Source organism: Pseudomonas sp. S11P7, assembly GCF_023195435.1.
Lineage (GTDB): Bacteria > Pseudomonadota > Gammaproteobacteria > Pseudomonadales > Pseudomonadaceae > Aquipseudomonas > Aquipseudomonas fluorescens_G.
This window is the reverse complement of the sequence record NZ_JALPKS020000002.1, coordinates 2323174-2337564: the sequence shown is the minus strand read 5'-3', so window position 1 is coordinate 2337564 and position 14391 is coordinate 2323174. Positions and strand designations below refer to the sequence as shown.

General features: G+C 61.9%; 11 protein-coding genes and 1 pseudogene. 11 read left to right on the top strand and 1 reads right to left on the bottom strand.

The features are described from left to right. Positions 1-27: 27 nt before the first annotated feature. The gene (tpx, locus tag M0746_RS10985; protein WP_258449181.1) at positions 28-528 is read right to left on the bottom strand and encodes a thiol peroxidase; all 501 of its coding nucleotides are present in this window, start codon (positions 526-528) and stop codon (positions 28-30) included. Between the two features lie 309 nt (positions 529-837). Between tpx and M0746_RS10980 the strand changes: the two genes are divergently transcribed. The 11 genes and pseudogenes from M0746_RS10980 to M0746_RS10930 all read left to right on the top strand — a co-directional run bounded on the left by M0746_RS10980 (position 838) and on the right by M0746_RS10930 (position 14365). Then, positions 838-1263, top strand: coding sequence for a YciI family protein (locus tag M0746_RS10980; protein WP_258449180.1), 426 nt, complete (start codon positions 838-840; stop codon positions 1261-1263). A gap of 241 nt (positions 1264-1504) precedes the next feature. Beyond that, the gene (locus tag M0746_RS10975; protein WP_258451468.1) at positions 1505-2455 is read left to right on the top strand and encodes a SphA family protein; all 951 of its coding nucleotides are present in this window, start codon (positions 1505-1507) and stop codon (positions 2453-2455) included. 23 nt (positions 2456-2478) lie between these two features. After that, positions 2479-3459, top strand: coding sequence for an AAA family ATPase (locus tag M0746_RS10970; RefSeq protein ID WP_258449179.1), 981 nt, complete (start codon positions 2479-2481; stop codon positions 3457-3459). Continuing rightward, on the top strand, positions 3456-4391 hold the full coding sequence (locus tag M0746_RS10965) for a DUF58 domain-containing protein (RefSeq protein WP_258449178.1): 936 nt from the start codon (positions 3456-3458) through the stop codon (positions 4389-4391). The genes M0746_RS10970 and M0746_RS10965 overlap by 4 nt, the downstream gene beginning before the upstream one ends. Next, positions 4388-4987: a DUF4381 domain-containing protein gene (locus tag M0746_RS10960; RefSeq protein WP_258449177.1), complete on the top strand. Its 600-nt coding sequence runs from the start codon at positions 4388-4390 to the stop codon at positions 4985-4987. Before M0746_RS10965 ends, M0746_RS10960 begins: the two co-directional genes overlap by 4 nt. After that, positions 4974-5966: a vWA domain-containing protein gene (locus tag M0746_RS10955; RefSeq protein WP_258449176.1), complete on the top strand. Its 993-nt coding sequence runs from the start codon at positions 4974-4976 to the stop codon at positions 5964-5966. Before M0746_RS10960 ends, M0746_RS10955 begins: the two co-directional genes overlap by 14 nt. A 1-nt stretch (position 5967) precedes the next feature. Further along, a complete protein-coding gene (locus M0746_RS10950) occupies positions 5968-7551 on the top strand; it encodes a VWA domain-containing protein (RefSeq protein WP_258449175.1) in 1584 nt (527 codons plus the stop codon). Further along, positions 7548-8987, top strand: a complete 1440-nt coding sequence (locus M0746_RS10945; protein WP_258449174.1) for a BatD family protein — start codon at positions 7548-7550, stop codon at positions 8985-8987. The genes M0746_RS10950 and M0746_RS10945 overlap by 4 nt, the downstream gene beginning before the upstream one ends. Next, the gene (locus tag M0746_RS10940; protein WP_208940999.1) at positions 8984-10006 is read left to right on the top strand and encodes an HAD family hydrolase; all 1023 of its coding nucleotides are present in this window, start codon (positions 8984-8986) and stop codon (positions 10004-10006) included. The genes M0746_RS10945 and M0746_RS10940 overlap by 4 nt, the downstream gene beginning before the upstream one ends. Before the next feature lie 73 nt (positions 10007-10079). Next, positions 10080-11654: an arylsulfatase gene (locus M0746_RS10935; RefSeq protein WP_258449173.1), complete on the top strand. Its 1575-nt coding sequence runs from the start codon at positions 10080-10082 to the stop codon at positions 11652-11654. Between the two features lie 205 nt (positions 11655-11859). After that, positions 11860-14365 (top strand): annotated as a pseudogene (locus M0746_RS10930) (fused MFS/spermidine synthase). Positions 14366-14391: the final 26 nt, after the last annotated feature.

Sequence of the window (14391 nt, the reverse complement as noted above, 5' to 3'; positions counted from 1 at the left end):
GCCAGGCCGTTAACAATTGTAAAAGCCTTACTTGAGAACGGACAGTGCCGCTTCGTAGTTTGGCTCTTCAGCGATTTCCTTGACCAGTTCGCTGTGCAGGACGTTGTCGTTTTCGTCCAGCACGACTACTGCGCGGGCGGTCAGGCCTTTCAGCGGGCCGTCAGCGATGGCGACGCCGTAGTTTTCGATGAACTCGGCACCGCGCAGGGTCGACAGGTTCTTGACGTTTTCCAGACCTTCGGCACCGCAGAAACGCGCCTGGGCAAACGGCAGGTCAGCGGAAATGCACAGCACCACGGTGTTGCCGATGTCATTGGCCTGAGCGTTGAACTTGCGCACAGAGGTGGCACAGGTCGGGGTGTCGACGCTCGGGAAGATGTTCAGCACTTTGCGCTTGCCGGCGAAGTCTTTCAGGGTGACGTCAGACAGATCGCCGGCAACCAGAGAAAAGGCTGGCGCCTTGGAACCGGCTTGTGGCAACTGGCCGTTGACTTGAACCGGGTTGCCTTTGAGGGTGACTTGAGCCATGACTTGAGTCCTTCTGGTGTTTTTGATTGGAAAGCATGCAAGAGGCGGAAGTTAACCATGAAATGGCCTGGCGAGCTAAACCCTTCGGTGAATTGTTGGGGGCGAGCACGAGGAATTGTATACAACCCTGTAGGAGTAAGCCTGCTCGCGATAGCGGTGTGTCAGAGATTCATACGTTGGCTGACACACCGCTATCGCGAGCAGGCTCACTCCTACATTTTTTTGCGGTGTTGCGTGTAAGGGTGTCGATTCAGCGCTGCGCCATTCGACCAGCTAGCGAAACCTCCCTTTTTTTCAGGAGCACCCGTCATGCGTTTCATGATTCTTGTCAAAGCCAGCGCCGATTCGGAAACCGGTGTCATGCCCAGCGAAGAACTGCTCACCGCCATGGGCAATTTCAACGAAGCACTGGCCCAGGCCGGGATTCTGGTCAGCGCCGATGGCCTGCATCCGAGCAGCAAAGGCGCACGGGTCCGATTCTCCGGTGACCAGCGCAGCGTGATCGATGGCCCGTTCATCGAAACCAAAGAGCTGATCGCCGGCTATTGGGTCTGGGAAGTCAAATCGAAGGAAGAAGCCATCGAATGGGTCAAGCGTTGCCCCAACCCGATGCCCGGTACCGAGGCTGAGATCGAGATCAGGCAGATTTTCTCTGCTGACGACTTCGGCGAACAGCTGTCGCCGTCATTGTGTGAGCAAGAACAGCGTATTCGCGAACAGTTGAAAAAGACCTGACAAGCTCGCTACGTGCGTTGTCCCCCCTACTCCAGGGAATTGACTCCTTCGACTGGCTAACCCCCGATTTGCTGCTAGTTTCAGAAGGACCTGTCCTACAGGCTTGATAAAGAACGGGAATACGCAGGGGCGGTGAAACAGCACCCTGTTGTCCTGAAACACACCATGGAATCGGGAAATGATCTGCAGTCGAGCCGGGATTACTGATTTTCAGCGCGGGCGGGACGGCGCAGCGTGGCCGATGTTCAATCCGTTGGTGATGCGCCCGTTGCTGGCGCTGTGCATGTGCAGCAGTCCTACGCTGTACGCCGCCGAAGGTGGCGTCGGTCGGCCGATCACTGGCCAGCAGGTGTTCACCAACGCCGGCATCGTGCCGCCGAAGCCCGGTTGGGTCATGTCGTTGACCAGCATCTGGTACGACGGTTCGCTCAAGGGCAGCGATGGCGCGCCGATTTCCGGCGCGGTCAGTGGCGGTATCGACATGAAAGTGTCCTACACCATCGCCAACCTGACCCATGTCTGGAACACCGGCACCGGGCGCTGGAACTTCGCTTCGGCGTTGGGCCTGCCGGTGCAGTACACCGACATCCAGGCAAGCATCACCGGCCCGCGCGGCCGCACGCTGGGAGACAGCGACTCCGGCACGCAGATCGCCGATGCACTGATCACACCGCTCGCCGCCGGTTATCACTTCGACGAACTCAATCACCTCGCGCTGTCATTGCCGATCTACGTACCGACCGGCGCCTATAACAAGGACCGTCTGGCCAACCCCGGTCAGAACAATTACACCTTCATGCCAACCGTGGCCTTTACCCACCTCGATGGCAAGGGCGGCGAGTTCACCCTGTCCAGCGGACTGGAGTTCTACACCGAGAACGACGCCACCGACTATCGCAACGGCAACCTCTTTACCCTTGATGCGCTGTGGACCCATGGTCTAGGCAACGGCTGGAACGCGGGAGTCGCCGCCGGTTATATCCAGCAACTGACCGACGACAAAGGCCAGACCGCCAATACGTTCAACGGCTATCGCGGCCGCTCGGTCGGCGCCGGCCCGGTAGTCGGCTGGTCCGGCAAATTCGCCGATGCCCAGGCCAACATCAGCGCGCGCTGGGTGCCTGAGTTCGACACCAAAAACCGCCCCGAAGGCAACGGCTTCAGCGTCAACCTGACCTTGGCATTTTTCTAGACCCGGCCACAAAGGACTGTCTCATGACCGCGCTCAGCGACCTCAACGCCCTGCAAGCCAGCATCGCCGAAGCGGTGCTCGGTCAGGATCAAGTCATCCGGCAGATCCTGCTCGGCCTCCTGGCCAACGGCCATTTGCTGCTGGAAAGCCTGCCGGGGCTGGCCAAGACCCGCACCGTCAAAGCGCTGGCCAGACACCTTGATGCGAAGATGAGCCGCATCCAGTTCACCCCGGATTTGCTGCCTTCGGACATCACCGGTGCCGAAGTGCTGCATCAGGTCGAGGGCAAAAACGAAATCCGTTTTCAGCCCGGCCCGCTGTTCGGCAACCTGATTCTCGCCGACGAAATCAACCGTGCCCCGGCCAAGGTCCAGGCGGCCTTGCTCGAAGCCATGGAGGAACGCCAGATCACCGTGGCCGGCAACAGCCATGCGCTGCCGGAACTGTTCATCGTCGTGGCGACGCAAAACCCGATCGAGCAGGAAGGCACCTACCCGCTGCCGGAAGCGCAGATGGACCGTTTCCTGATGAAGGTGCTGCTCGATTATCCGAGCGCCGAAAACGAAAGTCAGGTGCTGCGATTGCTGCGTAACGAAGAGTTCGCCCAAGGCGCGAACACCGCGCCAGCCAGGGGTTTCAATCTCGCTCAGGAAGTGATTTTCGCGGCGCGCAAGGAAGTCAGCGCCGTGCACGTCTCACCGGCCATCGACAGCTACCTGATCGACCTGATCAACGCGACCCGCTACCCCGCCGATTACGACGAAGACCTCGCGCGCTGGATCGCCATCGGCGCCAGCCCGCGCGGCGGGATCGGTCTGGACCGTTGCGCACGCGCCGATGCGTGGTTGCAGGGGCAGGACTTCGTTTCACCGGACAACGTGCGCGCCGTGGTGCATCCGGTGCTGCGCCATCGCCTGCAACTGAGTTACGACGCAGTCGCCGACGGCGTCAGTGCCGACCAGGTGCTGGACCGCATTCTCGATAAAGTCGCGATTCCGGCATGAACACTGACGGGCTGGTCTATGTCTCTCTGGCGCAACTGATGGCGCTGGAGTTCAAGGCCCGTGACCTGAGTTTTCTCGCCCGTCAGCCACGCGGCAGCATTCTTTCCGGGAACCATGCTTCGCGATTGCGCGGGCGTGGCTTGAATTTTGATGAGTTGCGCCGCTATCAGCCCGGCGATGACTTGCGCCACCTCGACTGGCGCGCCTCCTTGCGCACCGGCAAACCGGTGGTGCGTACCTTCACCGAGGAGCGCGACCGCCCGGCGCTGATCGTGGTCGACCAGCGCATGTCGATGTTCTTCGGCTCGCAGCGCAGCTTCAAATCTACCCTTGCCGCCGAGCTTGCAGCGTTGGCGGCGTGGATGGTGTTCAACGCCGGGGATCGCGTTGGCGGGCTGGTATTCAACGACCAGCGCATCGACAGCATCGCGCCGTTGCGCAGCCGCAAACGCGTGGAGGCGTTGCTCAGCCGCGTCGCCGAGCATAATCAGGTGCTGAGCGCGAGCAACCCTGACGCCGAAGATGAAGCGCAACTGGACACCGCCCTGCAACGCTGCCTGGCGCTGGCCGGGCACGATCATCTGATCTGCATCGTCAGCGACTTCGCCGGGGCTGGCCCGCGCACCCTGCAACTGCTGCGGCAACTGGCGGCGCACAACGATGTGATCGCCTTGCAGGTCTACGATCCGCTGGCGCTGAAACTGCCGAGCAATGGCCGATTGCTGGTGACTCAGGGTGAGTTGCAGGTCGAACTGGCGGTCGACAGGCGCAACGTTCGCCAGCCGTTGGGGGATTTTCTCAGCGGTCGCCTGCAAGACGTCGCCAGCCTGCTGCGCCGTAGTCAGGTGCCGCTGATGATGTTCAGCAGCGCCGAAACCGCCCACGAACAGTTGCGTGCGGAACTGGGCAAAAGCGCCGGAGCACGGCGGTGAACCCGAACATCCCCAGTATCGACCAGCTCAAGGAACTGGGCTTGCCAGCGCCGGTCAGCTACGCGCCGCAGACGTGGGGCTGGTGGGTGCTGCTCGGGATGTTGCTGCTCGCCGCATTGCTGCTCGGTTTGCGCCGATATTGGCAATGGCGCAGAGACGCTTATCGACGCGAAGGCCTGGCGCGACTGGCGCAACTGCGTGAGCGCAGTGATGACTTGAATGCCTTGCGCGAACTGCCGGAACTGCTCAAACGCGTGGCGCTGTCGATGCCCACACAATCGCAAAAGTGGAACCCGATCCCTGTGGGAGCTGGCTTGCCAGCGATGAGGCCATCAAATTCAGCATCGGCGTTGACTGACAGCACGCCATCGCTGGCAAGCCAGCTCCCACAGGGTGTGGCGGCGCTCACACAGAAAGATTGGCAAGCCTTCCTGCAACGTCACAGCAAAAAACCGCTCCCCGGCGACTTCAGCACTCAACTCGCGCAACTCGCCTACGCCCCCGACGACACCCTGCGCGCTCTGCCCGCACCGCAACGTCAGGCGCTGTTCGACACCTGCCAATACTGGGTGGAGCATCACCATGTGGCAGCTTGATTACCCTTGGCTGTTGCTGCTGATGCCGCTGCCCTGGCTGGCTTACCGCTATCTGCCCGCCTACAACGAAGCGCGCAGCGCCGTGCGCGTGCCGTTCTTTGCCGCGATGAGCCGCGCGGCCGGCGAAGCGCCGGGCGTTGTCGGCAGCCGCCGCAATCACTGGCAACTGCTGCTCAACCTGCTGGTCTGGGCGCTGATCCTGCTCGCCGCCGCGCGCCCGGTATTTGTCGAAAAGCCCCTCGAACGGCAACAACCGGTGCGCGACCTGATGCTCGCCATCGACCTCTCGCAGTCGATGGAAACCGAAGATTTCACCAATGCCAACGGCGAGAAAATCAATCGCCTCGCAGCGGTCAAAGACGTCGTGCAAGGTTTCATCGACAAGCGCAAGGATGATCGCCTCGGCCTGATCGTGTTCGGCAGCGGCGCCTATCCGCAGGCGCCGCTGACCCTCGACCACGCCAGCCTGTCGCTGCTGCTCGCTGACACTGGCATCGGCATGGCCGGCCCCAATACGGCAATAGGCGATGCCATCGGCTTGAGTCTCAAGTTGCTGGATCAGGCCCACGAGCAGGAAAAGGTGCTGATCCTGCTCACCGACGGCAATGACACCAGCAGCGCGATCACCCCGGACCACGCGGCGCAAATGGCCGCCAGCAAAGGCGTGATCATCCATACCATCGGCATCGGCGACCCGAGCGCGTCGGGCGAGGCCAAGGTCAATCTGCCAGCGCTGGAGCAAATCGCCCAGAGCACCGGTGGTCAGTTCTTTCGCGCCGAAGACCGCAACGCGCTGAATCAGGTCTACGACACCCTCGATCGCCTCACGCCGCATCAGGTGAAAACCCTCAGCCATCAGCCGCAGCGCGAACTGTTTTACTGGCCGTTGGCGGCCGCGCTGCTAATCCTGGCGATGTATCACCTCGGCGCCCTGCTACGCGTGCGGCTGGCCTTCGCTCGTCAGCGCGAGGAGGCCTGAAATGGAGATCAACCTCAGCGACCTGCACTTTCTACGCCCGGCATGGCTGATCCTCGCGCTGTTCGCGGCGTTTTTGCCGCTGCTCTGGCGCCGCGGTCGCGACTTGCAACGACGCCTGCGCGGGCAGATCGCCGAACATCTGCTGCCGCATTTGTTGGTCACGCCTGAAGATCACCAGCGCCTGCGCCCGGTGCATGGGCTCTGCGCCTTGTTGATCCTCGGCGCGGTCGCCGCCGCCGGTCCGACCTGGGAACAGGACCGCCCCGACTTTCTGGAAAACCGCGCACCACTGATCCTCGCGGTGGATCTGTCGTCGTCAATGGATGCCAGCGATGTGCAGCCAACCCGGCTGGATGCCGTTAAGCACAAGCTGCACGATCTGATCCAGCGCCGCGCCGGTGCGCGTACCGCACTGATTGCCTATGCCGGCAGTGCGCATCTGGTGTTGCCAGCGACTGATGATCCGGCGTTGCTCGACACGTTTATCCAGGCCTTGAACACAGGGCTGATCGATAAACCCGGCAAGAACGTTGGCGCCGTAATCGATCAGGCGAAACGCTTGCTCGACGCGGAAAAAACACCCGGCACCCTCCTGCTGCTCACTGATGGCGCCGACACCGCGCAACTCGACGCGCTCGATCAGCGTTCGTACGGTAGCGCCTTGCAGGTGCTGGTGCTGGCGGTGGGCAACGTCGACGGCGGCGTCATTCAGGGCGCCAACGGCCAACCACGCAGCGATGCCAACGGGCGCCCGGTGCTGGGCAGCTTCGATCAGGCCGCGCTCAAGCAACTGGCGTCTGCGGTTGATGCACCGCTGGGCAGCCTGACCCTCAACAGCGACGATCTGGACTGGATCGAGTTGCACGCGCAACGGCACTTTCAGACCAGCAGCGCCGAACAGCGTGAATTGCACTGGAAGGACGCTGGCTACTGGTTGTGCTGGCCGCTGTTGCTGCTCGCACTGTTCAACGTGCGCAGAGGCTGGAGCGTCAACTGGTTGCCCGGGCTTGTGGTAGCCGTGGGCCTGGGCTGGCCAGCGGCGCCAGCGCAGGCCAACGCACTGACCGACGCCTTTTTCACCCGCGACCAGCAGGGCCGCTGGGCCTTCGAACACGATCACTTGCCGCAGGCGGCGGCGCTGTTCGTCGACCCGTACTGGAAAGGCGTTGCGGCCTACCACGCAGCCGATTATGACCTTGCCTTGGCGACCTTCGCCCGACTGGACACACCGCAGGCTTATTTCTATCTGGGCAATATCTACGTGCGCCGCTTCAAGTTCGATCAGGCCATCGCCGCGTACACCCAGGCGTTGAAACTGCAACCGCAGTTCCCCGAAGCCACGGCCAATCTGGCCCTGGCACAAGCGCTGCTGAAAGACACCGAAAGCGCCGAGCAGAACGCGCCGCAAACCAAACCCGACGAGGTGAAGTTCGACAAGGCGCCGGGCAAGGGCCAGAGCAAAGCGATCAAGACGGAACAAGCGGCTTCCGACGCGCTGTGGCTGCAGAACCTGACCACCTCGCCGGCGAAGTTCTTGCGGCAGAAGTTCAGGTTGCAGGATCAGCAGGAGGCAGCCAGTCGATGAATTTTTTCAGACCTGCTGCCGCCATCGCTGGCAAGCCAGCGCCCACAGGGTATTGCAGAGTAGACACATCTCGCCTTAACACAGCGAGCCCCTGTGGGAGCTGGCTTGCCAGCGATGGGGCCCGATCATTCATCACAAAAATCAGCTTGCTCATGAGTTGCCTGTTCATCCTCCAGGCCTTCGCCGCCGAGCCCCAGCTCAAAGTCCAGGCCCATCTGCAACCCGCCGAAGGCGCGATGGTCGGTGGTCTGGTCGAGCTGCAACTCGACGTTCTCACCGACACCTGGTTCACCAGCGCCGCCACCCTGCCCGATCTCAAGCTCGACGGTGCCTTGGTCACGCCGCCGGACGGTCAGGCGCAACACCTCAATCAGACCTTTGACGGCGTGGCCTTCAGTGGCTTGCGCTACCGCTACCTGATCACCCCGAACGTCGCGCAAACCTTCGAAATTCCGGCGCTGACGGTGCGCGCCACACCCGGCCAGGCCAATGCAGAACTCAGCGCACAAAGCCAACCGTTGCAGTTCGACGCGGCGCGACCGCCCGGTTTTGCCGAGGGTGAAACGCCGCTGGTGGCGACGGCGCTGCGCTTTACGCAAACAGTCGTCAACTCGGCCACACCGCTGAAAGTCGGCGACAGCGTCAGCCGGCAGTTGACCCTGCAAGCGGACGGCGCGTTGGCGATGAGCCTGCCGATTGCTCAATTTGCCAATGTCGGAGGCCTGAGTCGCTATGTGCAAACCCCGCAAGTCAGCACCCTGGACGACGGTCGCGGCAATATCCTCGGGGGTCAACGCATCGACAGCGTCAGCTACCGTGTCGATCAGGCCGGTTCGTACACATTGCCGGCGATCGAGATGAAATGGTGGGACGCACCGGCGAAACAACTGCGTAGCGCACAAGTCCCGGCGGTGTCCTTCGAGGCAGTGGCGAACAGCGCTTATCAGCCGGTGTTTTCGATCACTGAAGACCTCAAGCAACTGGGTCGCGATCAACTGCGTTTTTCCACCCGCTGGTTGCTTTGGCTGACCGTGTTTGTTGCCGTAATCAGTGCCGTTTATCTGCTGCGCCCTGCGTTCATCCGGTTCCGGCAACGCTGGCAGGCACGGCGTGAGGCCAAACGCGCGGCATGGCTGCAATCCGCCGAGTTCGCCAGGCAACAAATCGACGCCCAATTGCAAGCGCGCCCGGCGCAATTGAGCGCCCTGTATCTGTGGCTGCGGCGCAGCCGACAGGGGCTGACACTGGTGGACGCCGGGCCGCGTTTGCAAGGACTGTTACGCGGGCTTTACGGGCGTCAACCGACCACTGAGCAAACACTTGTTCAACTGCGCCAATCCTTGACTACGCTTCAAAGTCAGGCCGAACAGCAGCAGGTAAAAACGGCCCCGGCGCTGCGTCCGCTCAACCCCGTTCACGAGAAGGATTTCCCATGACGAACCCGATGCTGTACCGCCAACGTTTCGGACTCGCCTTGCTGTTTACTCTGGCCCTGCCGTTGCTCGCCCAGGCCAGCGAGCCGCTACCGTCGTGGCAGGAAGGCCCGGCGAAAAAAAGCATCATCGAATTTGTCCAGGCCGTGACCGACCAGAGCAGCAAGGACTTCGTCAAACCAGCCGACCGGATCGCCGTGTTCGACAACGACGGCACGTTGTGGAGTGAGCAACCCGCCTACTTCGAATTGCTCTTCGCCTTTGACGAGATCAAGCGCACCGCGGCGCAGCATCCGGAATGGAAAACCACCCAACCGTTCAAAGCGGTCCTCGAGAGCGACCACAAAGCCCTGGCCGCAACCGGCATGGAAGGCGTGCTGAAGATCGTCGGCGCCACCCACACCGGCATGACCACCGAAGCCTTCGATGACTACGCGAAAACCTGGCTGAGCCAGGCGCGCCATCCTAAAACCGGCAAGCCGTACACCGAAATGATCTTCCAGCCGATGCTGGAAATGCTCGATTACCTGCGCAAGCAGGACTTCAAGACCTACATCGTTTCCGGTGGCGATACCGGCTTCATGCGCGCCTTTGCCGAGAAGGTCTATGGCATCCCGCCCGAGCAAGTGATCGGCACCACGTTCATTACTTCGTTCCAGTACAAGGACGGCAAGGCCTCGATCCTGCGCACGCCGAAACTGGCGCACAACGACGACGGCCCCGGTAAACCGGAGAGCATCGACGCGGTCATCGGCAAACGCCCGATCCTCGCCTTTGGCAATTCCGACGGCGACCTGCAGATGTTGCAGTGGACGGCCGCCGGGCCGGGCAAACGATTCATGGGGCTGGTGCATCACACCGACGCCAAACGCGAATGGGCCTATGACCGCCAATCCAGCATTGGCCGGCTCGACCTGGCTCTCGACGAAGCGAAATCCCGCGGCTGGACCGTGGTCGACATGGCTGCCGAATGGCGGCGTGTCTACCCGTTCGAACCGCTGGCCACCGAGCAGGTGCAATAAAAGAAAGCGTGCTGCAGGACTGCAATAAACGTTTGTCGCAAAAACAACCACCCCCGCGAAAGGAGCAAGTCATATGACTCGCATACGCAAGTGGCTACCGAAGCTCGCCCTGGTGGCGACTTCGGTGATGGCGTTGTCGGCAACCGCCACAGCGGCTGAAAAACCCAACATTCTGGTGATCTTCGGCGATGACATCGGCCAGACCAACATCAGCGCCTATTCCATGGGCGTGGTCGGCTACAAGACCCCCAACATCGATCGTATCGCCAAAGAAGGCATGATCTTCACCGACTACTATGCGGAAAACAGCTGTACGGCCGGACGATCCTCGTTCATTACCGGCCAGACGCCGCTGCGCACCGGCCTGTCGAAAGTCGGCATGCCCGGCGTGCCGGTCGGCTTGCAGGCCCGCGATGTCACCATCGCCCAAGCGCTCAAAGCCCAAGGCTATGCCACCGGCCAGTTCGGCAAGAACCACTTGGGCGACAAAGACGAATACCTGCCCACCAATCACGGTTTCGACGAGTTCTTCGGCAACCTGTATCACCTCAACGCCGAAGAGGAACCGGAGCGCCCGTACTGGCCCAAGGACGACGCGGAGTTCATCAAGGCAGCGTCGCCACGCGGTGTGATCCACAGTTTTGCCGACGGCAAGATCGAAGACACCGGCGCGCTGAACAAAAAACGCATGGAGACCATCGACGACGAAACCACCGCAGCCGCGCAGGCGTTCATCGAGAAACAGGCGAAGGCGGACAAGCCGTTCTTTGTCTGGATGAACACTACACGGATGCACGCGTTCACCCACGTACGCGAATCCATGCAGGGGCAAAGCGGCATGGTCGGCAACGAATACGCCGACGGCATGCTTGAGCATGACGGCGACGTCGGCAAGTTGCTCAAGACCCTTGATGATTTGAAGCTCACCGACAATACAATCGTGGTCTACACCACCGACAACGGCCCTAACCAGTGGTCGTGGCCGGATGCGGCAACGACGCCGTTCCGCAACGAGAAAAACTCCAACTGGGAAGGCGCCTACCGGGTTCCGGCGATGATTCGCTGGCCGGGTAAAGTCAAAGCGGGCGAAGTCTCCACGCAGATGTTCTCCGGTCTCGACTGGTTCCCGACACTGCTGGCAGCCGTGGGCGACACCGACATCAAGGACCGCTTGCTCAAGGGGGCCGACGTGGGGGGCAAGAACTTCAAGGTGCATCTGGACGGCTACAACCAGTTGGACTATCTGACTGGCAAAACCGACAAGAGCGCGCGTAAGGAGTTTTACTATTTCAACGATGACGGCGCGCTGGTCAGCATGCGCTTTAACGATTGGAAGCTGGTGTTCTGTGAGCAGCGCGCCCCAGGTGGCCTGCAAGTCTGGAGCGAGCCGTTCACCTGCCTGCGGGTGCCAAAAATGTTCAACCTGCGCATGGACCCGTACGAACGCGCCGATGTCGTGTCTGACCAGTACTATGATTGGCTGACGAAAAACGACTATCTGATTTTCGACGGTACCCGCCGCGCTGCGAAGTTCCTGCAGACCTTCGTCGACTATCCACCGAGCCAACGTCCGGCGAGCTTCAGCATCGACCAGATCCGCGAAGACGTGGACCGGCGTATCGAGGAGAAAATGAAAAAAGCTCAGTAAACCCGCTGTATCGCCGCCCGCCCGCATCGGTGGGCGGCCCTTTTGACGTCAAACCGTGTCGCCTCCATCGCGGGCAAGCCCGCTCCCACAGGTATCTCTGTGGTTCACAAAACCGGTCATCACCGGAGTTCCTTGTGGGAGCGGGCTTGCCCGCGATGAGGCCGGCATTGTCATGATGATTTTCGAATCGAACCAAGGCCTCGCAATGTCCACACGTATCGCCAGCAAGCCCTCGGCCCTATCCGCCTCGCCCAGCGCCTCTGTGACCTTGCTCATCCCTGCTCTTTTGCTATGCATCTCCGGCGCCGCCGCGCTGGTCTATCAGGTGCTGTGGATCAAGCAACTGTCGCTGGTGGTCGGGGTCGAGGTGTATGCGATCACCACCGGTATCAGCGCTTTTTTCGCCGGGCTGGCCATCGGCGGCTGGCTGTTCGGACGCTGGGCCGACCGTGTGGCGCAACCGCTGTTGCTGTATGCCGCGCTGGAAGTGCTGGTGGCGATCCTGGCAGTGGGCACGACTGTCGCCATGAGTGTTGCAGCGAGTGCGTTTGCCTGGCTGCAAACGCATGTCGGGCTGTTCGCCTGGCTGCTGCCGTTCACCCTGGTCGGCATTCCCGCCGTGTTGATGGGCGGCACCCTGCCAGTGCTGGTGCGCGCATTGGCCAACGATCCGGGCAAGGCTGGCGGGCAATTGTATGCAGCCAATACGCTGGGGGCGATTGTCGGTACCCTGCTCGCCGCGTTCGTGCTGATCGCCAGTCTCGGCGTGCGCGGCAGTGCCTTGTTCGCAGCGATGCTCAACCTGCTCGCGGCAGCCGGCGCATTGTGGTTCGCCTCCGTCAGCATTCAGCGCCTGTAGCAGTCGCTGTCAGCCATCACGCGGAAAAAGCCCCGGATCGCACCGCGCTGTGGCTGTACGCCGTCGCCGGTGGCGTGGCGCTTGGTTATGAAGTGGTGTGGTCGCAATCGATCGTGCAGTTCATGAGCACCCGTACCTATGCTTTCGCCGTGGTGCTGGCGACCTATCTGGCCGGCTTGTTCATCGGCAGCGCCCTGCTCGCCCGCCGCGTCGAGCGCATCCGCGATCCGTGGGGCGTGTTCGGTCTGCTGATTGCTGGCGCCGGCTTGATCGCACTACTGGAAATCGCCCTGCTCGGACGCTGGCTGGTGCTTGCACAAAGTCATGCGGAAACCTGGCTGCTGAGCCTGAGTGCCAGTGAGCTGGCCGGTATGAGTGCGCGCTTTGCGGTGGCGGCGCTGAGCATCGTGTTTGTGCCCACCCTGTTGCTGGGTGCAGCGTTTCCACTGGCGTTGCGTTTGAGCGTCGGCCAGCAACGCGTCGGCCGGGATGTCGGCGCGGTGGTCGCGTTCAACACAGTGGGCGGGATCGTCGGGGTGATGCTGTGTGGCTTTGTGCTGATCCCCTTGCTCGGGTTGGTGCGCACCCTTGGACTGCTGGCGGTTATCGCTGCGGGCATCGGTTACTTTGCCGTACGCAAAGGTCACCACGTCAAAAAGGACGGCGTCAGGCCGTGGTGGCGCTGGGACTGGTCTCGGTAGCCGTGGCGCTGCTGACACCGGTCGACAAAATCGCCGGTCTGCTGCCCGGTGCGCGTAACGGCACCCTGGCGTTCTACGAAGAAGGCCGCGGCGGCACCGTGGCGGTCGTCGCTCAGGGCCGCGGCGCGAATACCTTTCATCGTTTGTACATTCAAGGCGTATCCAACACCGGCGATGCCATGCCGTCGCTGCGCTACATGCGCATTCAGGCGTTGCTGCCGCTACTGATCCACAACGGCGAACCGCGCTCGACCCTGGTGATCGGTTTCGGCACCGGCATTACCGCTGGCGCCCTGCTGCGCTATCCCGGACTGCAGCAGCGTGTGGTTGCCGAACTGCTGCCGTCAGTGGTCAAAGCCGCGCCACTGTTCAAAGGCAATTTCAACGCCGCCAGCGATCCGGGGGTGGATGTGCGCCTGCGCGATGGTCGCCAGGAACTGCTGCGCAGCGCGCAGACCTACGACCTGATCACCCTCGAACCCCCACCGCCGTCGGCAGCCGGCGTGGTCAATCTGTATTCGCGCGACTTCTACCAATTGGCCGCCAGCCGTCTGCAAAACCAGGGCATCGTCGCGCAATGGCTGCCCCTGCCGACACAGAACATCGAAGACTCGCGCTCGCTGGTGCGCAGCTTCCTCGACGTCTTCCCCTACGCCTCGCTATGGACCAGCGAATTCCATGAGATGTTGCTGGTCGGCTCGCTGCAACCCATGACCCTGGACGCGACGAAAATCACCGAACGTTTCCAGCAGGACAGCGTGCGCAGCACCCTGCAGGATGTTGGCATCGGCTCAGCCGCCGCGCTGCTGGCGACCTGGGTCACCGATCGCGCCGGCCTGGAACGCTTTGCCGCCGACGCCCCGGCCGTGACGGACGATCAACCACGCATCGAATACGCGCCCTGGGTGCGCAGTCAGGAGATTACCCGGGTGCTCCCGGCGTTGCTCGATCTGTACCAGCCGCCGCCACTGGTGAATGCCGACGCCGGATTCACTGAACGCATGCAAACGCACCGCCAGCGCCTGATGCAATTTTATCGGGCGAGCCTGCATGCCTATGACGGCGATCGGGATGCGTGGGCGTGGGACATTCGCGAGGTGATGCAAGGGGATGGTGGGAATCCTTATTTTCGCTGGTTTGTCGGGCAGTGATGCGGCGCCTGTAGAATCGCAATCGC

What these genes read in the sequence shown, in the direction of transcription:
- tpx (WP_258449181.1), bottom strand. Translation starts at nt 528, where the DNA reads ATGGCTCAAGTCACCCTCAAAGGCAACCCGGTTCAAGTCAACGGCCAG.
- M0746_RS10980 (WP_258449180.1), top strand. Translation starts at nt 838, where the DNA reads ATGCGTTTCATGATTCTTGTCAAAGCCAGCGCCGATTCGGAAACCGGT.
- M0746_RS10975 (WP_258451468.1), top strand. Translation starts at nt 1,505, where the DNA reads ATGTTCAATCCGTTGGTGATGCGCCCGTTGCTGGCGCTGTGCATGTGC.
- M0746_RS10970 (WP_258449179.1), top strand. Translation starts at nt 2,479, where the DNA reads ATGACCGCGCTCAGCGACCTCAACGCCCTGCAAGCCAGCATCGCCGAA.
- M0746_RS10965 (WP_258449178.1), top strand. Translation starts at nt 3,456, where the DNA reads ATGAACACTGACGGGCTGGTCTATGTCTCTCTGGCGCAACTGATGGCG.
- M0746_RS10955 (WP_258449176.1), top strand. Translation starts at nt 4,974, where the DNA reads ATGTGGCAGCTTGATTACCCTTGGCTGTTGCTGCTGATGCCGCTGCCC.
- M0746_RS10950 (WP_258449175.1), top strand. Translation starts at nt 5,968, where the DNA reads ATGGAGATCAACCTCAGCGACCTGCACTTTCTACGCCCGGCATGGCTG.
- M0746_RS10945 (WP_258449174.1), top strand. Translation starts at nt 7,548, where the DNA reads ATGAATTTTTTCAGACCTGCTGCCGCCATCGCTGGCAAGCCAGCGCCC.
- M0746_RS10940 (WP_208940999.1), top strand. Translation starts at nt 8,984, where the DNA reads ATGACGAACCCGATGCTGTACCGCCAACGTTTCGGACTCGCCTTGCTG.
- M0746_RS10935 (WP_258449173.1), top strand. Translation starts at nt 10,080, where the DNA reads ATGACTCGCATACGCAAGTGGCTACCGAAGCTCGCCCTGGTGGCGACT.